Raw genomic sequence first — 22,751 nt, forward strand, 5'->3', positions numbered from 1 at the left:
AGTTAGGTTTATCTATTTATTTAACTTTAAAGCTTAAGAAACCGTCGTCTACTGGAATGGTTTGTCCATTAACTGCACTCGCTTCTTCAGTGAATAAGAATGTAACGACGCTTGCTACTTTTTCTGGTTTAATTAGCTCCCCACGCATATGTTGTTCAGCAAGAGCAGCTTTCACTTCAGGAGATTCACCTAGAATCGGTGTGTCAATGAAGCCTGGGGCAACGCCGTTTACGCGAATCCCATGTTCGGCAAGCTCTAGTGCAGCAGATTTTGACATCATCACGACTGCAGCTTTAGCGGCATTGTAGTTAAAGCTACCTGTTGCAGCAACGGAACCATAGATGGATGCAGTGTTTACAATCGTCCCCTGAACACCTAGTTCAACCATTTTCTTAGCCGCATAGTAAATACCATAATAAACACTATGTTGGTCTACATCAATCACTTTATGATAGGATTCTGGATCCATCTCTAGCAATGGTTTGACTAGTCCTATACCAGCATTATTAAAGATACCATTAAATGTTCCAAATGTATCAGAGGTCCAATCAATCAACTGTTTAACCTCATCGCCTTTTGAAACATCAATTTTATAGGCAGACGCATTCCCACCTTTTGATTCAACCTCAGAAGCGAGTTGTTTTGCTGCATCTTCATTAAAGTCAGCGATGACAACCGTCGCCCCTTTTGCAGTTAATTGTAGAACGGTTTCTTTACCAATTCCACTTGCTCCACCTGTGACTACAATTACTTTACTTGTTAAATCTGACATGATTTCATCTCCTAAAAATGTTGAATTACTTATCTTACAAAATGTATTATACGCCTACTTTGTCGAATATGTGTCGAAATATGCTTGTGTTAAAAATTGGCATTAAATAGTGTGTTTGTTTATTCAGAGCTATTTCTCGCTTCATCCATTCAAGAGTGAAGCTGTAAGGGTTGTTCATAACAACCGCTGATTAGAATTAGGGGACTGGAGGGGGATAGCAGATTGTGATTTAAGCCAATGAATTTCAAGGTGCTTGTTCATTAATGAATGACCAGAATACCCTTTTCTGTAGTAATGTTCCCCAGATATCGTCCAATTATTCTAATGTTGTGTTCAAGAAGAATACCATTATCAAAGTAGTGGTATGATGATCTATACATGATAACGAAGAGGGGGAGGCTATGGTAGTTTGCACTTTCGTTTGTGACATGAATCATGTTGGCTTTTTAAAATTAAATGTTGTGAGGAGTATTTCACTATGAATAGAAAATTGGATCATATCAAAAATGCACTTGAATTACATTCAACAGAAAATCGGTCTTTTGATGATATTACATTTGTGCATCATTCTTTAAGAGGAGGGGACCTTTCACACGTCTCTACGAAAACCATGTTTCTAACTCATACAATTGAACATCCATTTTTTATTAACGCTATGACCGGCGGTGGTGGGGATGAGACCTTCTCGATTAATAAACGTTTAGCACAAGTATGCAGGAAATTTCAAATACCTATGGCGGTAGGGTCACAGATGGCTGGCATAAAAGATAAAAAGGAACGGAGAACATTTGAGGTAGTACGTTCTGCTAATGAGAATGGCTTGTTGTTTGCAAATATTGGAGCTGAAGGCACACTTAGCCAAGCGAAAGAAGTCGTAAGTATGTTATCGGCTGATGCCTTGCAGATTCATCTCAATCATATTCAAGAGCTTGTCATGCCAGAGGGGGACAGGGCATTTACAAATCGGTTACATAATATCGCAGAAATTGTTGAAAAGGTCGATGTACCAGTAATTGTGAAGGAAGTTGGTTTTGGCATTAGTAAAGAGACCGTTGAAACGTTAGAGTCAATAGGTGTGCAGTACATTGATGTAAGTGGAAAAGGCGGTACCAATTTTTCTGCGATCGAGAATAAAAGAAGAGATCATTCGAGCATGCAGATCTTTGATCATTGGGGCATCTCAACACCTTGTTCACTAATAGAATCGATTACATGGTCAAAACGTTCTTCCATTTTTGCTTCTGGGGGGATAAAAAATGGCTTAGATGTAACAAAATCATTAGCTTTAGGCGCAAAGCTGTGTGGCTTATCAAGCACGGTTTTACACATTTTAATGAAAGAAGGCGAGGAAGGAGTTGAATCGTTTATCCAAGGGCTTCATGAACAAATATGTTTTATCATGACAGCATTAGGTGCACATTCGATTGAAGACTTAAAACAAACCGATCTAATCATTAGTGGCGAAACGGATCAGTGGTTGTCAAAGAGAGGGATCGATACATCAGTATTTAGTAGGAGAAGTAGCAAGTAACGTATTGACGCATGTCCTCTTCCATTTCCTTTCTAGGGCCATAGCTGGTCCTTTTTTTCTGTCAAAAAGACTATAGGAGCAGGAAGATGGAGTATCATTGCTGAAGATGAGGGGAAGGATATTGAATATAAACCTTGAGCCTTTTAGAGGAGAATGGTTATGATGTTTATCATCTTATTCGTTGGTCCAGTAGGAGCGATTTTATTCGGGGCACTGGGGTATGTCTATTCTATTTTAAGAATCTGTTTATTGTACCAGTCCTCATTGCAGTGCTGACAGTCATCCTCTCATTTTACATTATTTAATAGCTCGTTTCTATTTTGGACAATCGTTTATACATTATTCGCCTTTATTAGTGGCATTCTTATGCATTTCAAATATAAGAAAAGGAAAACAGGCAAGAAGAATGGGTTTCATTCTTCTTGCGAAATTACCAAGATCAACATAAATGGTAAACGCTGTTGATCTGAAGTCAGTAGCCAGTGAACGTATCTTTCTTTATATTGCGGACAGAAATAGAGTGATCTTTCAAGTATTGGTTAACCGACTTAACCATTTCCTTTGAACCTGCGATAAAGTAATGAGCACGATTCTGATAGGTGCGAACAAAGTGATTAATCTCTGGATGCAACTCCTCTCGTGAATGAAGGAAACAAACATCTACTGAGGTACTAGCACTTATCTGTACAAGTTCGTCCTTATATAAGTGGTGATGATCTACGTACAATAACGTAACGTCGTTTGTTCCTTTTCCTTCTGACTCCAATTGTTTTACCATTGCTCGAAAGGGCGTAATGCCAATTCCGCCAGCGATGAAAAGAGTCGGGCTTCGATCTGTCAGATAAAATGAACCTACAGGACCATTCATTCTTATTTTCATTCCATTTTCTAGTTCCAACAAAGCCTTTTTAAATTCACTTGGCTGCTCACTTATTTTTGTTGTCACTTTTATAACGTTTTCTGTTGGCGAAGATGCGACCGTTAATGGCCGTGTAGAATCCTTTATCTTTTTGTGAGTGATTGTAAATAAACCGTGTTGTCCAGCTTTCCAAGTGAAAGGTTCATCCATTTCAAAATGAAAACGATAAATATTCTCCGATTCTGTCTCTTTCTTTACGAATGTGAGTTCATTTTTTTTGAGTATCGATAATGAATCCTTTAAAAAACTCATTGTAGTCTCCTTACGCGTCCTCTAACAGACTGTTCATTTTTTCTACCATGCTTGACCAACCGTATTTTGCGCCATAAAAGGCTTGGTTTTCTTCTTCAAAGCCGGAATGCTCAAGATGTAAGTACGTAATCTCGCCTTCTTGTTTTAACGTCCAAGTGACGATGGTGTTTATTGGTCCGCCTACCCATGTGTAAGATAACGTATGTGGCATGTCAACGACTAAAACTTCGCTCTCTACAACTAGTCCTATTTCATCATTGCGGAACTGGCATTTGTATCCAACGATCGGTCTAAAATTATTTTCCATGACCCATTTAGCTAGCGTATCTGAGTGGGTTAGGGCATTCCATACCTTATCAATGGAACTTTTAAATTGAAAATCCAATGATACATTTGTCATTCATTATTCCTCCAATAGATCTTTTAATAAAAGGGCTTTTTCATTCCAAAATTGTTCGTAAAAGGATACCCAATCTTTTACTTCTTGTAATGGTACTGGATTTAACCGATACCTTGTCTCTCTACCGACTTTACGGATTCTCACCAAATCAGCTTCTTTAAGGATGGTCAAATGTTTAGAGATAGCGGTACGTCCCATTTGAAAATGACCAGTCAGTTCATAAAGAGGCGTTTCGTCTGACTCAGCTAATAAATGAATTAACTTACGTCTTGTTGGGTCAGCGATCGCTACATACACGTCACGCTCTTGATATGCAGTATTCATAATTCCCCCTCCATAATAAGACACTTATCGGTGTCTTATTATATGACGCCGATAAGTGTCCAGTCAACCTCTTTCAATAAATCCTTTTTTCCATTAAGGCGCAAAGTGAGTTTATATTTCTTGAGGATTAGCGGCGAATTAGATAGAATATGGAATCAATTTCAAAGACAAGGTTTTGGGAAGTATCTTTTGAACAAAGTTGCAGAAATAGCAAAAGAAAAAGGAAAAAGTGTCATCTGGTTAGGTGTTTAGGAAAAGAATGTGATGGTATTGAGTTCTATACAAACTTGGGTTTTGTTAAAACGGTTTCCCATTCATTTTTTATGGGTGATGAGGAACAAACGGATTTCATCATGGTTAAGAACATCGAACACGATGAATTCTTCAGTTTGAAAGAAAGGGGATAGAGGAGAAACAGCAGAAAAAGAACGCTCTTTTCTAGAAAAGCGTCCTTATCTACTCGTTATTGCATCAGTTTAGCGATTTCTCCATAGGAAAGAACGCCGTCAGTCATATGATGAAACGATTGTTTCGTTAAAATCTCTTCGCTAATTGTTTGCAGGAGGGTCGTCGTCGCTCGAAACTGAGCCGAACCACAACTAACTCTTTCAATGCCGATCGTCGATAACTCTGCTAACGAAGGTAAAAGGCTTTATCGATAACTGGTTTAATGATTTCGGATTCTAGTAACTTGGTTAGCAAGGTTAACTGCTCTCCACTATGCTTCATAAAAAGGAATGTGTATTGAACATGGTGTTTCTTTTCTAATTTCGTTAATTTAGAACTGGCCAATGAAAATAAGAGTTTCTTAAATGGACTTAATCCATTTTCTTTCGCAAACCGACCATTTGGAATTCCAGAGATTGACACGATTTTTCCGGTTTTCTTTACTGTCTGAAACGATCTCTCTAGCGTATCGCCTCCAATGGAATCAATGACCGCTACCCCATTGGGTATACTAAAAAAGACAAATGTGTGTCATCTCTTATCAAATTTATCTTCAGTTTAGGTCTATCTTGTACAATTGATTAAGGTGAATCAAATTTCTGTATAAAAGAGGAGTATAGTTAAAAACGTGAAGGAGCATAGAATGTCTATCTTGATTATAGATGATGATGTAAACATTAGGCGTCTCATTGCCATACAGCTTAAACAAAAGGGTTACCATACAATTGATGTGCCTGAAGCCAAAGAAGCTCTCGAAATTATTAATCATCCAGATAACAATATAGAACTTGCCATTGTAGATGTCATGATGCCAGGTATGGATGGGTTTACATTAACCTCAATTTTATCCAAAGAATATGAGATTCCTGTTATCCTGTTGACCGCAAAAGGTCAATTACAGGATAAGGAGAGGGGTTTTATGTCAGGTTCAGACGATTATATTGTTAAACCCTTTGAGATAAAAGAACTGATATTTCGTGTAGCTGTAGTACTTAGAAGAAACAAAAAATTAATCAATAAGATTTCAGTAGGCAATGTACAAATCAATCGAGAAACGTACGAACTTGAAGTGGATGATCAAATCTATATTATCCCACTAAAAGAATTTGAGATTATAGCCATTTTAATGGAGCATATAAAACGTCCTGTAAGTAGGGAGTATCTACTCGAAGAGGTTTGGGGTTTGGAACTTGGAACAGAGCAATCTTTAAATACACATATTAATCGAATTAGAGAACGGTTAAAGTTGTCTCACGCTACTCTTATCATTAAAACGTTAAGAGGAATTGGTTATAAAATGGAAGTGGTACAAGAGTGACCTCATTATATAAAAAATTTACAGTAGCAGTGGTCTGTATATTAGTAATAAGTCTAATGATCGGTTTTTTGAGTTCGAATATTGTTTATTATTCCCAGACGAAGAAAGCCGTCAATGATGAAATGGTCTTGGTTGCGACTGATATTGCATCAAATTTAGAACAGAATCATTTAGACGGTGAAAACATAGATAAGTATTTAGAATCGATTAGTAGTCTTGGTTATCAATTACGACTTATTTCTTTCGATCAAGCTGATATGTCATATGGAAAATCTTTTTCAGAAGATGAGTTACCGAAAGAGGTTACTAGAAGGGTATTACAAGAAAATAGCATTTATAATGGAATACTTGACTATCGAAGTCCTCTCCTCATTATGGGTCATTTCTCTAATGATATTGAGAATACTGTGGGTGTACCGGTTGAGATAAACGGAAATTCTTATGCGCTATTTGTTAGACAAGCCAATCATTTGCTTTTTTCCGGTATCCATATGATTTTAATAGGATTTATTTTGACGTTTACTGTGATTAGTTTAATTAGTGTATTCTTAATGGCTCGTTACTTAGTTCATCCAATTGTTACGTTAAAAAATGCGACTCAAGCCATTTTAAATGAAAATTTCTCTTTTCAGTTAAACATTAATAGAAAAGATGAGATTGGAGAGCTTGCACAAAGCTTTCATGAAATGCAAAACCAATTATTGCATAATGATAAAGCCAGAAAAGCCTTTATTACAAATATGTCGCATGATTTTCAATCCCCTCTACTTAATATCCAAGGATATAGCGGATTATTATTAAATAATGATCTAACTGAAACAGAACAAAAAGAATATCTCGAAATTGTCATAGATGAATCAAATAGGCTTTCTTCTCTTACGAAACAATTGCTCCTTCTTACGTCATTAGATCAAAGTGATTACCCGTCAAATTTTATAGAAGTAAGAATCGATGAACAATTAAAATCAGTTGTTCGTCATAATCGATGGCGACTAGAAGAAAAAGAAATTGAGCTAATCTATCAATTAACACCAACTGTAGTAAAAGTGGATCAGGAATTAATGATGAATGTGTGGGATAACTTACTTACAAATGCCATTAAATACAACCGGAAATTGGGTAAAGTTTGGATCGAAATGAAAGTAGAAAAACAATACCTCGCCGTCCTATTTAAAGACACGGGTATTGGCATAAAAGAAGAGTCGCTTCATTTTCTTTTTAACCGTTTTTATCGTGAACAGCGCGTTCAAGCTGTTGGAGGAACGGGTTTAGGGCTGTCTATTGTCCAGGAAATCGTTTCTCTTCACAATGGGAAAATAACAGTTGATAGCAATGAAAATGAAGGTACCACAATGACGATTTATTTACCGATTAACAAAAATTTTTCCAATAACTAAGTGCTTATTAAGGTTGAGTTTATGTTCACTCTTTATAATGCAGTTGTTCGGTCTATTTCTTGTAAATAGACTGGATCATTCATGTATAAAGAGAGGGTTAAAAAAATGTATAACATCTTCTATATCGTCCATATCATAGGCGTGGTTCTCTGGATAGGCTCTTTTATTACTTTAGGAGTTGTGTTGAGAGCCTTTACAAAGGTTGATTTACCGAAAGAGAGCAGAAAAGCGCTATTTTCACGTATTCAAGGTTGGGTAACATACGGAATCATACCTAGCGCGATCCTTGTCCTCATATCGGGCTTATATATGATCATGCAATTTGAACGTTCGGGATTACCTTTTTATTTAAGCTTTATGGAACAAGCGGGTTCACTTATTATTCTGTTGACGATTATTTTTGTAACGCTTATCAGTAGCAAGTTGACGAAAAAAGTGAAAGGAATGCCTCTAGAAAAAGAACAGACGTTACAGGTCTCGACAAAACGATATGCGAATTACTTACTAACTTCTGCGGTCTTAGGTACCGTAGTCATCATTGTAGTTGGTCTTCGCATCGTTTAAGTCTGAATGAATCTGTACCAAGCTATCGTTTAAAGTGGTTAAAATATATATAACAGTACCAATTGAAGGAGCGTTAACCTTGCACAAAATACTACAACCAATTACTGATTGGGTTTCTACTAAAACCGGAATGTGGGTAACCATTGGCGTATGGTTATGTTTAATGATCGGACTTAGCTTTGGTCCAAACGTAAGTGATCACACAGTAACTAATTTTCAATCTCTTCCTGATGATGCGGAATCGATTATTGCGGATGCTAAGATTGAATCCCTTTTTCCAAATGAACAAGGAACGCCAGGAATTCTTGTTTTCCATAATCAAGCACAAGACATAGAATTAGAAGACGTAACTGCCATCGTAGAAGAAGTAATGGAGGCAGATCTACCTGGAATTAGATCCATACTCAATATTAGTGAAATGCCAGATGAGGCTCTTACAACATTTATTTCCGAGAATGGTTCCACCTTTATTATACCTTTCGAACTTGAAAACGACCTAGGTGGTAGAGAATACGCTGAAATTAATAAGCAAATCGAAGAGATTGGAGTAAGTTTATTAAACAATGAAACGGAATTGTTTATAACGGGTCCCGTTGGGATTGCAGGAGATACGTTAGAATTATTTGAACGAGCAGATTTCATTCTATTAATAGCAACAATCGGGATCATATTAGTTTTACTTATTGTCATTTATCGATCCCCACTTTTAGCTGTCATCCCGTTGTTGGCGACCGTTATCGTTTATCAAATTGTTAACAAAATCTTAGCATTAATGGGCGAAGGTGGATTAGTCATTAATAATTCAACCACTTCCATTATGAGTATCCTCCTGTTCGCCGCAGTGATTGATTATTCATTGTTTGTTTTTTCGAGGTATCGAGAAGAGCTTGGGACTAATGAAAGTAAATACGACGCGATGAAGTCAGCGATGAGAGCGACTGGGGAACCTGTTTTTATCGCTGCGATAACGGTATTAGCAGCAGTCTTGGTCTTATTCTTTGCCGATTTTCGAGATTACCAAAACTTTGCGCCCGTATTTGGAGTGGCATTGGTTGTTATTAGCCTTGCCTCTATCACACTTGTACCGGCACTCTTTACACTATTTGGTCGTAAAGCATTCTGGCCAAAAGTTCCAACGTATCTCGAAACAAAATCAGCCTCCCCGAAAAAAGGATTCTGGAACAAATTCGCTAAATTTGTTGTTCGTAAACCTGGACTCGCGGGTGGGTTAGTAGGGATTTTTCTACTTGTAACCGCAGGTAATATTGTGAATGTGGAGTTTGAATTCGACAGTGTGAAGAACTTTCCAGAGGATATGAGTTCGAGAGTGGGTTATGAAATTGTAGAATCTCAATTTGATAAAGGACAATTGGCTCCGACAACGATATTAGTGGAGTCAGAAGAGAGCATCGATCAAAATCAATTAACCGCGTTAATAGACACGTATACTGAGGAAGATGAAATTTCGAGTATCAATATAGTAAACGCCAATGAGGATTTTTCTGCTGTCTCACTTAGTTTATCTTTAGCTGTAAATCCTTATTCGACAGAAGCGATGGATTACATTGATTCTCTGAGAACAGATTTTTCAGATCGTCTGGATCAGGAATCGATTGATGCGAATGCCTACTTTACGGGAACAACTGCAAAGTTGGTAGACGAACGTAGCGTTAATAATCAAGACATCATACTCATTGTGGTGGTAGAAACGATTTTAATTTTAAGCTTACTTGTTGTCTTAACGAAATCAATTAAGATGGCTTTTTATATGATGGCGACGATTTTGCTTTCCTATTTATCAGCGATGGGATTAGGAATCTTTCTCGTAGATGTCTTATTTGGTTTTGACGCCATAAGTACGAGAGTCCCAGTGTATGCATTTGTATTCTCTGTCGCTTTAGGTATCGATTACAATATTATGTTAGCATCACGCTTTATTGAAGAAAGGAAGCAATATCAAGTTAAAGAAGCATTAGAAATTTCCATTGCCAATACGGGTGGAGTGATATCCTCAGCTGGTCTTATTTTAGCAGCGACATTTGCTGCGTTAACGACCATGCCGATTGCCGATTTGTTTGTCTTTGGTTTTATCGTCTCAATAGGAATTTTAATAGATACCTTTTTAGTAAGAGGAATGCTGTTACCATCGTTAATCCTATTATTTGAGAAAGATCATAAAGATAAGAAACCGTTAAAAGAGAGAAATTAAGCATTTTAGGAGTAGTGACGGAACAATCGAAGGGGTTTGCTCCTTAATACCTATTGAGCAATACTCTAAGTGACTTAGTCTATTAATAAAAAGCAATACCGAATTTCGGTATTGCTTTTTTCGAGTTTATTCAGTGAAGAGTAAAGGGAGCCGCGAATGGTACGAAAGACACTTTATTTAGAGGATTTTCCATCAAATGGTGTACATTAAAGCTTAGTACGTAAGGACTCCTACGATACCATCCTGCTCTAGCGAAGCATCCTTTTGAAAGGCGATCACATTGTTTAATGTTTCTTGTCCGAATACGCCATCAACAGCTGTTGGATAGCCCGCTTCGGTTAGCTGTTCTTGAATGACTTCCACAATTTCCCCTTGATCACCAATCATAACCGGGTTTTCAAAATTTGGTAAATCGTTTTGTACATCTTCTTCAATGCTATACATTAATGCTTGATACGTAAGCACACCAATAATTTCATTTTCTTCTAATGAAGTATCAACGCATTTACGTTGGTTAACGTGTCTTGACCGAAGATGCCATCTACAGACGTTTCATACCCCAATCTAGTTAATTGCGTTTGGACCATTTCCTTTCGAATGAGTATTTGTTTCCCTTTCAATAGCCTGATTATACTGGTGATAAACGTACATCAACCTTTAAAAAAAACTTCCATCAACCTTAAATCGTTTATGTTGTTTAGATAGGAATCGATTCTCTACAAATAGGAAATGGTTGTCCCTAATGAGATGAGTAGATGACTGGAAGATGTGCTACCAAGAAGAAATGAGACCTGAAGTGGTTTCCACAAAAATATTTTAAAATCAAAGAAGTTCATTAGGATTTAACATTTACATTGTAAGGTTAGAAAAAAGAGAATCGATACACGGAGGATCAAATGGGGAAACCACAGGTAATCAAAAAGTCGGATACAGCTTCATTTTATCAAGTCGTTTGGCGATGGCATTTTTATGCGGGGGTCATCTTTGCTCCATTTTTATTTATTTTAGCGTTTAGTGGTGGCGCATACTTGTTTAAGCCGCAAATCGAATCCTACTTATATCAAGATATGCTTGTTGCGGAAACAACAGTAGATACGCCACTTAATTATTCGAGGCAGGTAGAATCTGTAGTAGAAGCCTTTCCCGAGGCATCGATCTCATCCGTTGTCATTGATGATGATCCAAGTCGTACAACAGAGTTTGTTGTGAGTGAAAATGGAGTAGGATCTTCTGTATTTGTGAATCCATATACAGGAGACATTCAAGGGAAACTGAATAACGAGGAAAAACTTTCTGAAGTGTTTAAGAAAATACATAGTGAATTGTTGATCGCTGGGACGGTTGGTAATCGCATCGTCGAGCTGGCCGCATGCTGGGCAGTCATTTTACTCGTGACAGGCTTATACGTTTGGTGGCCGCGAAACAGACGGTCTATCTGGGGAACGATCTTACCGCGATTTTCAAAAAAAGGGAGAGTGTTTTGGCGCGATTTGCATGCTGTACCGGCGTTTTGGTTGTCTCTCTTCATCTTCATTTTAATTGCAACAGGACTGCCGTGGTCAGGTGTGCTTGGACCTCAAATTCAAAATGTCGCTGCAACACCGCAATACGCCTATAGTTTTGGGGAGAAACCGGATCCGATTACACGTACAAAAGATGTTGTTGACGATGTCCCATGGGCAAATGAAAATGTTGCTGTTCCATCTTCACCACAATCAACTTACATTCCATTGACTATTGATGAAACGGTAGGCTTATTTAATGAGCGTTCCCTTGTCTTACCTTATACACTTTCCATGCCGATGGGGGAGCATGGCGTCTACACGGCCTCCCATATGCAACAACCTGTTGATTTGGCAACGTTGCATATGGATCAATACAGTGGTGCGATTTTAAGTGATGTACGTTTTGCCGATTTCTCGTCTAGCGCAAAACTAGTGGAAGCAGGCATTGCTTTACACGAAGGACGATTATTCGGCTGACCAAACCAATTGCTCGGTCTACTAACTTGTTTAGGATTAATGGGGATTGTCGTGACATCGCTTATCATGTGGAAGAAGCGTAAACCAGCAGAGAAAATAGGTGCACCACCGAAGTCAAAAAATAAAAGAACCACACGAATTGTCTTTTTTATCATGATTGGTTTTGGTATTCTTATGCCATTAGTGGGTGTCTCTTTAATCGTTATTTTCCTATTTGATCAATTTATTTGGCCGCTTCTTTTAAAGAAACGACATTCCAATGAAGAGAGGAAGGCATTATGAAAAAATTTCTTGCAATTACTTGTTTAGCTATTTTTATAGGCGCGTGTTCTGAAACGGAAGCACCAACGACTCCGCCAACCGAAACTGAATCGATTGAGATCGGAGAGTATGATGCTGGCGCTGCTGAAGCTTCGTATCAAGCGAGTTGTATTCGGTGTCACGGCGATCAACTAGAAGGTGGCAGTGGTCCGTCATTAGTGGCAAATGGGCTGGCCCCTTCAGAAATTGAAGACATCCTAGAAAATGGAAGAGGGTTTATGCCGCCCCAGTCACTGACTGAAGAGGAACGAGAGAACGTAGCGAATTGGTTGGCTGATCAATAAACGTGCAGATGGTGCGAACAAAAGGGATAAAATAGAGAGGGCGAAAAAAATGAAAAAACAAATGATTACCGTACTTGCTTTTTGTGGAGTGGCGTTTTTAGGAGCTTGTGGAAATGAAGATGCCAATGATCCACACTTGGTTCCTGAAATTGTCGATGCTCAGATTCAAGTTCCTGAAACAGTGAAGATTGGAGAGGATACAAAGCTGAGCGTTCGGTTAGCGCAAGGAGAAGAACAAGTTGAAGATGCGCATGAAGTCGTTTTTGAAGTGTGGAAAGATCAAGAGAGAGACAATGGTACGCTTGAAGAAGCCCCTCATCAAGAAAACGGTGTTTATGGAATTACTCATACGTTTGAGGAAGATGGGATTTATATCGTACAAACACACGTAACGGCTCGGGATATGCACGTGATGCCCAAGCAGATGATTGTCGCAGGTGATGTTTCAGAGGAAGAAGTAGAAGCATTTCAAGAGTCTGAAGGCAACTCCAATGATGAAGAAGAAAGCCAACATCATCATTAAGGTTTAATTTAATTCAACTCGGAAAAACCGGTGTGAGACCACACCGGTTTTTTTACGTTGCTTCATACCATATCGTGATAGTTGTTCCTTTATTAACTTGACTGTCCAGTTGTCAAAGAAAACAATGAAACAAAGCATTCGTCATCAAGTAGGCATGATCTTTATGGCACCACTACTCTTAGGTCTATTGCATGGTGGGGTTGCCTTACTAGCGTTTTCTAACCTTCTCCAAATGAACTTATGGGTGCCAATCTTCATTTGGATGGCTGCTTATACGGTCATTTACCTTGTTTATTACTTTGTAACCATACGGAGCTTTAAAAAAATCGTTTTACCAAACGAATAAGGAGGCATCTTTTATGAAAAAGACTACCGGTTTCATTTTAGCCATTTTTTTGATCATCGTTGCGGCGGTTGTGATTCTAGCAACCTTTGATTTTAATCGCTTTAACAAAGACAATCTGTATGTTCAAATTGACGAGTTAGTCGAAGTAGAAGAAACGGTATTAGATTCAGGTGAAATTATACAGCGCTACTGGTGTGTTGCCTGCGTTTGATGAAAGAAGGAGATGAGATAATCGTTGAATTTTCCTCTGCAAATGAACTGCGGACCGATGCCTATCTCATGCTGTATGTGAGGCATGAGGACGACGTGACCTCCTATAAACGAGCTCGATTGTCTTTAAAACGGATCACGCAAATACGAAAAATTTAAAAATACCCTTGGATGAGCAAGGGTATTTTTTGCTGAAGCGATTGCTTACCACGATCGTTTAACGGATTTTCCTATTCGTGACAGCCTTCCCAAAGCACTCACTCAAAAAATATGATAAACTAATCTCTTGGATAGTGACGTTGAATAACTGACAATAAAGGATTGAGTAAATAGATGAGTGTGTTGACAGTAAAGAACTTAAGTCATGGATTTGGTGACCGTGCGATTTTCCAAGATGTCTCCTTTCGTTTGTTAAAAGGGGAACATATTGGCTTAATTGGAGCGAACGGTGAAGGTAAGTCGACGTTTATGAATATCATCACGGGCAAATTAATGCCTGATGAAGGAAAAGTGGAATGGTCGAAAAAAGTACGTGTTGGTTATTTGGATCAGCATACAGTGCTTGAGCGTGGCATGACAATGCGCGATGTGTTAAAAGGCGCATTCCAATATTTATACGATATGGAAACAGAAATGAATCAAATGTACGACAAGATGGGAGACGTTACACCCGAAGAGCTGGAGAAGCTGCTTGAGGAAGTAGGTGTTCTCCAAGATATTCTCACAAACAATGATTTCTATACGATTGACGCAAAAGTAGAAGAGATTGCGCGAGGTTTAGGGCTTGATGATGTTGGCTTAGAGAAAGATGTTGAAGATTTGAGTGGTGGTCAACGGACAAAAGTGTTGCTAGCGAAGCTTTTACTTGAAAAACCAGACATTCTTCTTCTGGATGAGCCAACAAACTACTTGGATGAGCAACATATTGAATGGTTGAAACGTTATTTACAAGAGTATGAGAATGCGTTTGTTTTGATTTCCCATGATATCCCGTTCTTAAATAGTGTAATCAATTTGATTTATCATATGGAAAATCAAGAGTTGAATCGCTATGTCGGTGACTATGACCATTTCCTTGACGTGCATGAAATGAAAAAGCAACAACTAGAAGCCGCTTATAAGCGCCAACAACAAGAGATGTCCCAACTAAAAGATTTTGTGGCCCGCAACAAAGCACGTGTTTCCACACGGAACATGGCGATGTCGAGACAGAAGAAGTTAGACAAGATGGATGTCATTGAACTGGCAAAAGACAAACCAAAGCCGGAATTTAACTTCAAAGAAGCAAGAACGACTAGTAAGTTGATTTTTGAAACCAATGAGTTGGTGATTGGATACGATGAGCCATTATCAAAACCACTAAATTTACGGATGGAACGGGGCCAAAAAATTGCTTTAGTTGGAGCTAACGGAATAGGGAAAACAACCCTTCTGAAAAGCCTGCTTGGCATAAATAAGCCCATCTCCGGTACAGTGGAACGTGGCGATTACCAGGAAATTGGCTACTTTGAACAAGAAGTAAAGGACTCTACGAATACGTGTATTGAAGAAATCTGGCAAGAATTTTCTTGGCTTGGACAAGGGGAAGTGCGCTCAGCTCTTGCAAAATGTGGCTTAACGACCAAGCATATTGAAAGCAAGATTGTTGTGTTAAGTGGGGGAGAAAAAGCAAAAGTACGCTTATGTAAATTAATCAATCGCTCATCAAACATCCTAGTGCTTGATGAGCCAACAAACCACTTAGACGTTGATGCGAAAGCCGAGCTAAAGCGTGCCTTAAAGGCATATAAAGGCAGCATCTTGCTTATTTCCCATGAACCCGAGTTTTACCAAGACATCGTAACGGAAACATGGAATTGTGAAAACTGGACAACAAAGCTTGTTTAATAAGAAAATGGATAAACGAAAAGAGCCACACATTGATAACCCGATGTGTGGCCTTTTTTGTCGTTATTCTTGAATGAAATCAACATACGCATCATCATTTCCAAGCAAAGCGGATAACCTAGTTAACTGATGAGTTAGCGTATCTAATACATCAATGCCCAACCAATCCCCAGGTAAGAACTCTGGTGGCAACATAGGGTCTGAATGTAATAATTCGTCTTTCATGTCTTTTAAACGTAAGTAATGGTATCGCTTTTTTTACAGAGCTTTTTGATTCATTTAACAAATATCGAATACTGTTAGTTGTTTACGTACAACCTATGCGATAAGCTTTAATAAGCAATATGTGTAAGGATTGTCTTGTATGTATTGACAGTCAAGAAGAGTGTGAGGAAAAAAGGAGAGAAACAACAATGACAACTTTTTATCAAGCAATTGAAAACCGACGTTCTTATTACGCAGTGAGTAAAGAAGAAGTGGTTTCATCTGAACGCATTCAGGAAATCGTTGAGCATGCTGTAAAATATGTTCCTTCTGCTTTTAATTCGCAATCAGCACGTGTATTGGTTCTTTTCGCGAATGAACATGATGCTTTTTGGGACAACACAACGGCTCTATTAAAGGATATTGTGGGAGACGGCGATTTTTCAGGAACGCAAGCAAAAATGGATGGCTTTAAAGCTGGTTCTGGGACTGTCTTGTTTTTTGAAGATCAAACAGTTGTTGAAGACTTACAAGAATCGTTTGCGCTTTATGCCGACAACTTCCCAGTTTGGTCCGAACAATCTTCTGGCATGCTTCAATTTGCCATTTGGACGGCTCTTGAATTGGAAGGTCTAGGTGCTTCGTTGCAACACTACAACCCAATTGTAGACGAAATGGTGGCAAGTAAATGGGATATTCCTAAATCGTGGAAGCTTCGTGCCCAAATGCCATTTGGCAAACCAGCTCAAGACGTTGGTGAGAAAGAATTTAAACCATTAGAAGACCGCGTAAAGATTGCCAAATAAAGAATAGATATGTAAAAAAAGAGCCATTGGCTCTTTTTTTGTATGCTTAAGTCTATAAAATTTGGATGGTTTAATTATGATAGAAAGTACAAACTAATGATTTTGCAAAAATTTAACCAAGAAGCGTTCGCCGTCAATGAAACGATATATCAAGATTCTTATCCATTTACTATTGATGCTAGAACAACAGAAGACCTTGAACTTTCCATTGAAGTGCTTAAGGAAACAAAACAAGTATCCATGAAAGTAGGTTCACAACTACAGAGGACACATGTTATTATCTTTGTTATCTCCGCAATTCTATTTTTCATAACGGGACTCCGTATCTCGCTTAAGGAATTAAATAACCAGAGTCAAGGTCTTAACCTTGGCTATTTTTAAATGCATTGAGGCCCCTAATGGGTTGTAAACATACAAAATCGTTCTAGAATGCGGCTTGAATAAGCTCACAGATTCCTTTTAATTACATATTATAAAAGGCGCTCATTTTTTAGTGGAAGGAGGGAATTTTGTGAGTAAGTGTAGTAAATGCGCAAATAAAATTTGCCGATGTGCTAATATTCAGCATTTTGAACGACCTTCTCGTTTGGTATGTCCAAATTGTCCAACTGGGGCTACGGGTCCTACGGGTGCCACTGGTCCCTCTGGTGGAATTCCTGGTGGGACGGGAGCCACCGGAGCCACCGGAGCCACCGGAGCCACCGGAGCCACCGGAGTAACGGGAGATACAGGAGCAACGGGAGTAACAGGAGAAATAGGAGCCACCGGAGCCACAGGAGTAACCGGAGCAACCGGAGAAATAGGAGCAACGGGAGATACAGGAGCAACCGGGGCAACAGGAGAAATAGGAGCCACCGGAGTAACGGGAGCAACCGGGGCAACAGGAGAAATAGGAGCCACCGGAGTAACGGGAGCAACTGGAGCAACCGGGGCAACAGGAGAAATAGGAGTCACCGGAGTAACGGGAGCAACTGGAGCAACAGGAGAAATAGGAGCCACCGGAGTAACGGGAGATACAGGAGTAACAGGAGTAACAGGAGCAACCGGGGCAACAGGAGAAATAGGAGCCACGGGAGTAACGGGAACAACTGGAGCGACTGGAGCGACTGGAGATATAGGAGCAACAGGAGCAACCGGAGCAACCGGGGCAACAGGAGAAATAGGAGCAACAGGAGCAACCGGGGCAACGGGAGAAATAGGAGCCACCGGGGCAACAGGAGAAATAGGAGCAACGGGAGCAACAGGAGAAATAGGAGCCACCGGAGCCACGGGAGTAACAGGAGATACAGGAGTTACCGGGGCAACAGGAGCAACAGGAGCAACGGGAGCAACAGGAGAAATAGGAGCCACCGGGGCAACAGGAGAAATAGGAGCCACCGGAGTAACGGGAGATACAGGAGTAACAGGAGCAACCGGGGCAACAGGAGTTACAGGAACAGGTTTGGCTGAGTATGGGTATATTTATAATCTGAGTGCTCAGACAGTCGCTATCGAAGCGGATGTAATCTTCGATACAAATGGTATTCTTACACCAGGGATCACTCATACACCAGGTACAACTCAAATTGTCATAACTACCCCAGGCGACTATGAGATATCCTTTTCTGTATCAGGAGTTGAACCGAACCAATTTGCATTATTTTTAAATGGCGCTGAAATCCCAGGAACTGTGTATGGGTCTGGAGCAGGAACACAACAAAACAATGGAGAAGTTATAGCAACCATTTCAGCAGGAGACGTTCTTACCCTTAGAAACCACACTTCGGCAGCGGCAGTCACACTACAAACTTTAGCTGGTGGTACACAAACAAACGTAAACGCATCTGTAACGCTCAAAAAACTGGATTAATTAACAGGACTTAGCGGTTAGCTAACTTATTAAGATAACGAATGGTAACGTTTTTTAATTCTATTTTTTTATGAGTGTTGATCTATTTTGTGCGTTTTATTATTTGTCGGACCCTAACCACAGATTGTTCAATATCTATGACAAGGGGAATACGACAGATACACTCAATGGTGATGTTTCCATTTATACAAAAACATCTAACACTAATGCACCCCAAATTGGTAGACGCAACTAGCAATTGGAGGTGCATTTTTTAAAACCGAGGATGAGTTGGATTCCTTTTAATGCAGATAGAACATTTTTATCGTGATATAGCTTCTTTTAACAGAATTAGATAGGATACATAGGAAATCCCCCTTCTTTTTGAGTAATCGCACCAAAAAAAAGAGGGATTTACAGTAGTGCCAACAAATTACGATTTGTCATTTGTAGAATTGGCTCAATGTGCGTGCTTAGTCCATACGTATACTTGGGTGTTGAACCTGTCATTAGTGTTTTCTTCACCAAATCTTCTGCATGAAGTTCGCTGAGTCGTGTTGAGAGAATACGCGGCGTTGCCGTTTGCAACAATTGACGTATAGCATTAAATTCATTGTAGTGAAAGTGGAGGGCGATTAACACTGGCCAATTCCACGCTTTCGCAGCAAGGAACCCATGGCTCATCTGATGTTCAGAATGTGAGATGACAAGGGCAGCTTCTTTCATGAAGCGTCCTTTCTCGGTAAGTTGGTATTCAGGAAGCAATGGATGGTTTCGCTCAAAAGGAGATAAGTGGTGAACAAGCCCTGATTCTGTCATCATTTTTAAATTGCTGCTGAGCCTAGAGGGCGCGATCTGCAAGTTGTTTTTTAACGGGGTGAATCTGCCCCCAGATTCATCTAATGACAGTAGTATGGGAATGGTCCATCTTCCAGAGAGTTCTTTCGTGATGTGAACGATTTGAGCGACTTGTTCCATTACGACACCATAAGTGTTTGGGATAATTCCAGATTATGTCCGTCTGGATCTTTAAACGAAATCAGCTTCACATAACCAGGAATCGTAGAAACGTCTCCGTTAAATGTAATTCCCTTTCTCTTTAGTTCTTTGACGGCATCCTCTATGTCCTCTACTTCGAAAACTGCCGCTGCTGTGGAAGAAACGATTTCTTCGGCTTCAGAGAATCCAATAAAGCAATCTTTTGTATTGGTATGGACACTTGCCATACCACTTTCTTTGTCATAGGAGTCTAAATTAAAACCTAACTGCTCCGTATAAAACTTCAATGTGCGCTCGATATTACTGACACTGTACCACAATGTAAATCCAGGTTTGTACAAACAGAAACACCCCTTTAAATTAATTATTTGATACCGAAATTATACCGAGTATATAATAGAGAGTCAATAATTGATTTTTCAAATAATGAGGAAGATGATTAGGAAAGGATAGAGAATGTTGAATCGTTTAATTTACCCTTTAAATGTAAAGCTACCCATTAGGAGAAGTTAACAAGGGTAGCTTCATTCATCACTTATGAGGTTGAAGGGAGGGTTAAGTTAGGGTGTTGTCATTGAATTGAGCAGAGAAACGCTCTTCGATATAGTTTTTTGCCCATTTGCACCAATTCAAGTACATCTCGGAATAACGGATTCCATATTCAACCGTAAAAATTGTTCCGATATGTTGTTTTGTATCGCTTTGTTTAAACTGGTCTTTCCAATGGGTTGTCATCTGTAAAATGGTTTCTTCTCGCTCGATTACCTCAGTTAACAATTGCGTGATCTCTTTAATCGTTAAGACGTGAAAGGCAGACGTTTTAATTAAAAATTCATCTTTAATTTTTGCGGGTTTTAAAGGTTGTCCAATGACCCAATCAACAAGTTCTTTTCTTCCATTATCCGTTAGTGTATAAATTTTTTTATTTGGTGAAGTATCTTGAATGATTAATTCATGTTGAATCAAGTCTTCATTTTCCATTTTATGCAACTCTGTATAGACTTGGCTATGAGTCGAATTCCAGAAATAAATCATTTGTTCTTTAAAAATCCGAACAACATCATATCCCGTTACTGGTTTTTTGGAAATGATGCCTAATAAAGCGTAGCGTAAGCTCATAAAAAACCACTCAATCCTTTGAAATTTGTCCATATGTTGAAATTATAGCACATCATCTTGACGTTACGAACGATAGGTGAGTTAATATAACTATAATAACATATGTTGATTTAGACATATGAAAAGGGGGAGGACAATGTATGACATTCTTTATCAAGTTCATATAGGGACTTGGGCACTATTACTGATTATTATTGTTTTAACGCTATTTTTCAAGAAAATGATCTTAAACATCATCTTTCGTATCATATCGGTCGTTATGCTCGGTTCAGGAATTGGTTTAGCGGTTTATTTATCGTTTCCGTTTGTTTTCATATTGAAATTAGTTATCGCTATTTTATTAATTGGTACAACGGAAATGATGATTAAAAAAGAAAATCCTAGAAAAGCGATTGTTCATCAAATACTAATAGGAGTTATGTTCCTTATCCTTTGTTTAATTGGATTTGGGGTCATTCGGTTTTAATTTATGATAAAAAAGATAGTTAATAAAAAAACGCTGCTTATCCTCGGCTGTATTGTTTTGATCTGTTTATTGTCCTTTTTTGTTTGGACACAATTTACCTATAAGCTAATTGACGATCCAACGATTGTATTGGATGAAGAGGTTCAATTGGAGAACGATTGGCTCGTCTACACGGTTGATGATGCGACAACAGGACTGATTTTGTATCCAGGGGCAAAAGTGTTACCAGAGGCGTATGCCTATTTGGCGCAAGAAGTTTCAAAACAAGGGATCTCCGTTGCGATTCCGACTGTTACATTGAATTTACCAATCGTTGATCAATCGAAGGCAGCTGAATTCATAGAACGCAATGACGAAATGGAATGGTTCATCGGTGGACATTCAATGGGGGGAGCGGCAGCAGCGATGTATGCCGATCAACATTTGGATAAAGTGAATGGACTCATTTTGCTAGGGGCCTATGCGGCAGACAATGATGATCTAAAAAACTCCGATCTACCTGTGCTATCCATAAGTGGGTCAGAAGATGGATTAAGTACTCCTGAAAAAGTCGAAAACATGAGCGATTATTTGCCTAACACAACCGAATTCGTTGAAATTGACGGTGGGAATCATGCGTATTTCGGTGTTTATGGAAGTCAATCAGGGGACAATGAGGCTGAAATCACAGTGGGTGAACAACAATCGATTATCGTAAAAACCATGGTTGACTGGATAAAACAACATCAAACAGGCAGTGAAAAACCATGAGGAAATTAAGGATTTTTTCGATTGTCACTACAGTTGTGGTATTGTTTGTTCTCTTACAAGGATCAATTGTCACGAAGACTGGTTCTGGGCAAGGGTGTGGGACGACCTGGCCTCTCTGCTTTGGAGATGTCATCCCGCTAAACCCTACACTAGAAACAATCATTGAATTTACACATCGTCTTATTTCCAGTGTTGCAGGAATGATGGTGTTGATCTTATCATTTTGGTCTTGGCGTAAACTAAAGGATATAAAAGAAATCAAATTTTTTGCGATTTTAGCTACAGCGGCCATTATCATTCAAGGCTTAATGGGGGCTGGTCAAGTCGTTTATGGTCAACCTCCGTTAATTATGGCCCTTCATTTTGGTTTTTCAGCTATTTCACTTGCGGCTGTTTTTACGATCACGCTTTTCACATTTGAAAAAAAAGAAAGACCTTTAAAAGCGACCGTCGGGAAAGCCTTTTATCGATTCATTGTCGCGATAACAATTTATGCCTATGCGGTTATTTATACTGGAGCATTTGTAAAACATATGGGAGCCGCGACAGTTTGTACAGGCTTTCCAATGTGCAATGGAGAACTTGTTTTGTTTAGCGAAGGAATGATTGTATTTGCCCAGATGTTCCACCGATTATCAGGCATGCTTTTAGCACTTCTCATTGTCGTATTATTCATATGGATTGTTAAAATGTATAGAAGTCAGCGGTTTTTGTGGTGGATCGGATGGTTTTGCTTGTCACTCGTGGTGATTCAATTTTTGAGTGGCATCAGTATGGTTTTAACGTATAATCAACATTTAACAATTGGCATCATTCACGCATTAACGATCTCGATTCTTTTCTCCGTGTTAACTTACACCATTGTTGTGACGAGAAGAAAATAGAAACGAAGT

29 protein-coding genes and 1 pseudogene are annotated in these 22,751 nt (G+C 39.0%); 20 read left to right on the forward strand and 10 right to left on the reverse strand.

The features are described 5' to 3' along the window. Positions 1 to 16: 16 nt before the first annotated feature. On the reverse strand, positions 17 to 772 hold the full coding sequence (locus BK584_RS22015; RefSeq protein WP_078394583.1) for an SDR family NAD(P)-dependent oxidoreductase: 756 nt from the start codon (positions 770 to 772) through the stop codon (positions 17 to 19). A gap of 478 nt (positions 773 to 1,250) precedes the next feature. Between BK584_RS22015 and fni the strand changes: the two genes are divergently transcribed. Both fni and BK584_RS25670 read left to right on the forward strand, forming a co-directional pair. Beyond that, positions 1,251 to 2,303 (forward strand): type 2 isopentenyl-diphosphate Delta-isomerase, encoded by a 1,053-nt coding sequence (gene fni / locus BK584_RS22020; RefSeq protein WP_078394584.1) that lies wholly within the window; start codon positions 1,251 to 1,253, stop codon positions 2,301 to 2,303. A 303-nt stretch (positions 2,304 to 2,606) separates the two neighbouring features. After that, positions 2,607 to 2,768 (forward strand): annotated as a pseudogene (locus BK584_RS25670) (DUF2651 family protein); the annotation flags it as partial. 7 nt (positions 2,769 to 2,775) lie between these two features. Here BK584_RS25670 and BK584_RS22025 read toward each other — a convergent pair. From BK584_RS22025 to BK584_RS22035, 3 genes are read right to left on the reverse strand one after another with little or no spacing between them, the layout of a single operon-like run. Beyond that, positions 2,776 to 3,474, reverse strand: coding sequence for an FAD-dependent oxidoreductase (locus BK584_RS22025; RefSeq protein WP_078394585.1), 699 nt, complete (start codon positions 3,472 to 3,474; stop codon positions 2,776 to 2,778). A gap of 10 nt (positions 3,475 to 3,484) precedes the next feature. Beyond that, a complete protein-coding gene (locus tag BK584_RS22030; RefSeq protein ID WP_078394586.1) occupies positions 3,485 to 3,874 on the reverse strand; it encodes an SRPBCC family protein in 390 nt (129 codons plus the stop codon). A gap of 3 nt (positions 3,875 to 3,877) precedes the next feature. Then, on the reverse strand, positions 3,878 to 4,198 hold the full coding sequence (locus BK584_RS22035; protein ID WP_078394587.1) for an ArsR/SmtB family transcription factor: 321 nt from the start codon (positions 4,196 to 4,198) through the stop codon (positions 3,878 to 3,880). Positions 4,199 to 4,240: 42 nt separating this feature from the next. Between BK584_RS22035 and BK584_RS25745 the strand changes: the two genes are divergently transcribed. After that, positions 4,241 to 4,450, forward strand: a complete 210-nt coding sequence (locus BK584_RS25745; RefSeq protein WP_078394588.1) for a GNAT family N-acetyltransferase — start codon at positions 4,241 to 4,243, stop codon at positions 4,448 to 4,450. A 381-nt stretch (positions 4,451 to 4,831) separates the two neighbouring features. On the opposite strand, the gene BK584_RS22045 is transcribed toward BK584_RS25745, so the two are convergent. Next, on the reverse strand, positions 4,832 to 5,155 hold the full coding sequence (locus BK584_RS22045; RefSeq protein ID WP_139365800.1) for a zinc-binding dehydrogenase: 324 nt from the start codon (positions 5,153 to 5,155) through the stop codon (positions 4,832 to 4,834). Between the two features lie 133 nt (positions 5,156 to 5,288). Between BK584_RS22045 and BK584_RS22050 the strand changes: the two genes are divergently transcribed. The 4 genes from BK584_RS22050 (at position 5,289) to BK584_RS22065 (ending at position 10,133) form a co-directional block, all read left to right on the forward strand. After that, a complete protein-coding gene (locus tag BK584_RS22050) occupies positions 5,289 to 5,963 on the forward strand; it encodes a response regulator transcription factor (RefSeq protein WP_078394589.1) in 675 nt (224 codons plus the stop codon). Further along, positions 5,960 to 7,360, forward strand: coding sequence for a sensor histidine kinase (locus BK584_RS22055; protein ID WP_078394590.1), 1,401 nt, complete (start codon positions 5,960 to 5,962; stop codon positions 7,358 to 7,360). Before BK584_RS22050 ends, BK584_RS22055 begins: the two co-directional genes overlap by 4 nt. 105 nt (positions 7,361 to 7,465) lie before the next feature. Then, a complete protein-coding gene (locus tag BK584_RS22060) occupies positions 7,466 to 7,924 on the forward strand; it encodes a hypothetical protein (RefSeq protein ID WP_078394591.1) in 459 nt (152 codons plus the stop codon). Between the two features lie 79 nt (positions 7,925 to 8,003). Next, positions 8,004 to 10,133, forward strand: a complete 2,130-nt coding sequence (locus BK584_RS22065; RefSeq protein WP_078394592.1) for an MMPL family transporter — start codon at positions 8,004 to 8,006, stop codon at positions 10,131 to 10,133. A 213-nt stretch (positions 10,134 to 10,346) separates the two neighbouring features. Here the strand turns inward: BK584_RS22065 and BK584_RS22070 are convergent, their stop codons facing one another. Then, the gene (locus tag BK584_RS22070) at positions 10,347 to 10,598 is read right to left on the reverse strand and encodes a peptidoglycan-binding domain-containing protein (RefSeq protein ID WP_078394594.1); all 252 of its coding nucleotides are present in this window, start codon (positions 10,596 to 10,598) and stop codon (positions 10,347 to 10,349) included. Between the two features lie 431 nt (positions 10,599 to 11,029). Here BK584_RS22070 and BK584_RS22075 point away from each other — a divergent pair, with 431 nt between their 5' ends. From BK584_RS22075 to BK584_RS22100, 7 genes are all read left to right on the forward strand, one after another. Beyond that, positions 11,030 to 12,115: a PepSY-associated TM helix domain-containing protein gene (locus BK584_RS22075; RefSeq protein ID WP_245808939.1), complete on the forward strand. Its 1,086-nt coding sequence runs from the start codon at positions 11,030 to 11,032 to the stop codon at positions 12,113 to 12,115. A gap of 51 nt (positions 12,116 to 12,166) precedes the next feature. After that, positions 12,167 to 12,397: a hypothetical protein gene (locus tag BK584_RS25200; protein WP_245808940.1), complete on the forward strand. Its 231-nt coding sequence runs from the start codon at positions 12,167 to 12,169 to the stop codon at positions 12,395 to 12,397. Then, positions 12,394 to 12,720 (forward strand): c-type cytochrome, encoded by a 327-nt coding sequence (locus BK584_RS22080; protein WP_078394595.1) that lies wholly within the window; start codon positions 12,394 to 12,396, stop codon positions 12,718 to 12,720. Before BK584_RS25200 ends, BK584_RS22080 begins: the two co-directional genes overlap by 4 nt. A 49-nt stretch (positions 12,721 to 12,769) precedes the next feature. Continuing rightward, positions 12,770 to 13,243 (forward strand): FixH family protein, encoded by a 474-nt coding sequence (locus tag BK584_RS22085; protein WP_078394597.1) that lies wholly within the window; start codon positions 12,770 to 12,772, stop codon positions 13,241 to 13,243. A 124-nt stretch (positions 13,244 to 13,367) separates the two neighbouring features. After that, positions 13,368 to 13,589: a hypothetical protein gene (locus BK584_RS22090; RefSeq protein ID WP_180320521.1), complete on the forward strand. Its 222-nt coding sequence runs from the start codon at positions 13,368 to 13,370 to the stop codon at positions 13,587 to 13,589. A gap of 13 nt (positions 13,590 to 13,602) precedes the next feature. After that, entirely contained in the window at positions 13,603 to 13,800 is a 198-nt protein-coding gene (locus tag BK584_RS25205) for a YxeA family protein (RefSeq protein ID WP_245808941.1), read from the forward strand. Positions 13,801 to 14,132: 332 nt separating this feature from the next. After that, complete coding sequence (locus BK584_RS22100; protein ID WP_078394599.1) at positions 14,133 to 15,686, forward strand: ABC-F family ATP-binding cassette domain-containing protein; 1,554 nt, start codon at positions 14,133 to 14,135, stop codon at positions 15,684 to 15,686. Between the two features lie 63 nt (positions 15,687 to 15,749). On the opposite strand, the gene BK584_RS24325 is transcribed toward BK584_RS22100, so the two are convergent. After that, entirely contained in the window at positions 15,750 to 15,911 is a 162-nt protein-coding gene (locus BK584_RS24325; RefSeq protein ID WP_139365736.1) for a hypothetical protein, read from the reverse strand. Positions 15,912 to 16,099: 188 nt separating this feature from the next. On the opposite strand from BK584_RS24325, the gene BK584_RS22105 reads away from it, so the two are divergent. The 3 genes from BK584_RS22105 to BK584_RS22115 all read left to right on the forward strand — a co-directional run bounded on the left by BK584_RS22105 (position 16,100) and on the right by BK584_RS22115 (position 18,545). Then, positions 16,100 to 16,696, forward strand: a complete 597-nt coding sequence (locus tag BK584_RS22105) for a nitroreductase family protein (protein WP_078394601.1) — start codon at positions 16,100 to 16,102, stop codon at positions 16,694 to 16,696. A 96-nt stretch (positions 16,697 to 16,792) separates the two neighbouring features. Then, on the forward strand, positions 16,793 to 17,077 hold the full coding sequence (locus tag BK584_RS22110) for a hypothetical protein (RefSeq protein WP_078394602.1): 285 nt from the start codon (positions 16,793 to 16,795) through the stop codon (positions 17,075 to 17,077). Between the two features lie 130 nt (positions 17,078 to 17,207). Next, complete coding sequence (locus tag BK584_RS22115) at positions 17,208 to 18,545, forward strand: collagen-like protein (protein WP_245808942.1); 1,338 nt, start codon at positions 17,208 to 17,210, stop codon at positions 18,543 to 18,545. Positions 18,546 to 18,938: 393 nt separating this feature from the next. Here the strand turns inward: BK584_RS22115 and BK584_RS22120 are convergent, their stop codons facing one another. The 3 genes from BK584_RS22120 to BK584_RS22130 all read right to left on the reverse strand — a co-directional run bounded on the left by BK584_RS22120 (position 18,939) and on the right by BK584_RS22130 (position 20,642). Further along, positions 18,939 to 19,502, reverse strand: coding sequence for a winged helix-turn-helix transcriptional regulator (locus tag BK584_RS22120; RefSeq protein ID WP_078394605.1), 564 nt, complete (start codon positions 19,500 to 19,502; stop codon positions 18,939 to 18,941). Further along, on the reverse strand, positions 19,502 to 19,864 hold the full coding sequence (locus BK584_RS22125; RefSeq protein ID WP_078394607.1) for a VOC family protein: 363 nt from the start codon (positions 19,862 to 19,864) through the stop codon (positions 19,502 to 19,504). Before BK584_RS22125 ends, BK584_RS22120 begins: the two co-directional genes overlap by 1 nt. A 214-nt stretch (positions 19,865 to 20,078) precedes the next feature. Then, positions 20,079 to 20,642 (reverse strand): PadR family transcriptional regulator, encoded by a 564-nt coding sequence (locus BK584_RS22130; protein WP_078394609.1) that lies wholly within the window; start codon positions 20,640 to 20,642, stop codon positions 20,079 to 20,081. A gap of 136 nt (positions 20,643 to 20,778) precedes the next feature. Between BK584_RS22130 and BK584_RS22135 the strand changes: the two genes are divergently transcribed. Genes BK584_RS22135 through BK584_RS22145 form a run of 3 tightly spaced genes read left to right on the forward strand, consistent with a single transcriptional unit; the run spans position 20,779 to position 22,742 of the window. Next, positions 20,779 to 21,108, forward strand: a complete 330-nt coding sequence (locus BK584_RS22135; RefSeq protein ID WP_169871465.1) for a DUF1516 family protein — start codon at positions 20,779 to 20,781, stop codon at positions 21,106 to 21,108. Between the two features lie 3 nt (positions 21,109 to 21,111). Next, positions 21,112 to 21,858: an alpha/beta fold hydrolase gene (locus tag BK584_RS22140; RefSeq protein WP_078394613.1), complete on the forward strand. Its 747-nt coding sequence runs from the start codon at positions 21,112 to 21,114 to the stop codon at positions 21,856 to 21,858. Continuing rightward, the gene (locus tag BK584_RS22145) at positions 21,855 to 22,742 is read left to right on the forward strand and encodes a COX15/CtaA family protein (protein WP_078394615.1); all 888 of its coding nucleotides are present in this window, start codon (positions 21,855 to 21,857) and stop codon (positions 22,740 to 22,742) included. The genes BK584_RS22140 and BK584_RS22145 overlap by 4 nt, the downstream gene beginning before the upstream one ends. Positions 22,743 to 22,751 lie beyond the last annotated feature (9 nt).

The organism is Shouchella patagoniensis (assembly GCF_002019705.1).
In the GTDB taxonomy this organism is placed as follows: domain Bacteria; phylum Bacillota; class Bacilli; order Bacillales; family Bacillaceae_D; genus Shouchella; species Shouchella patagoniensis.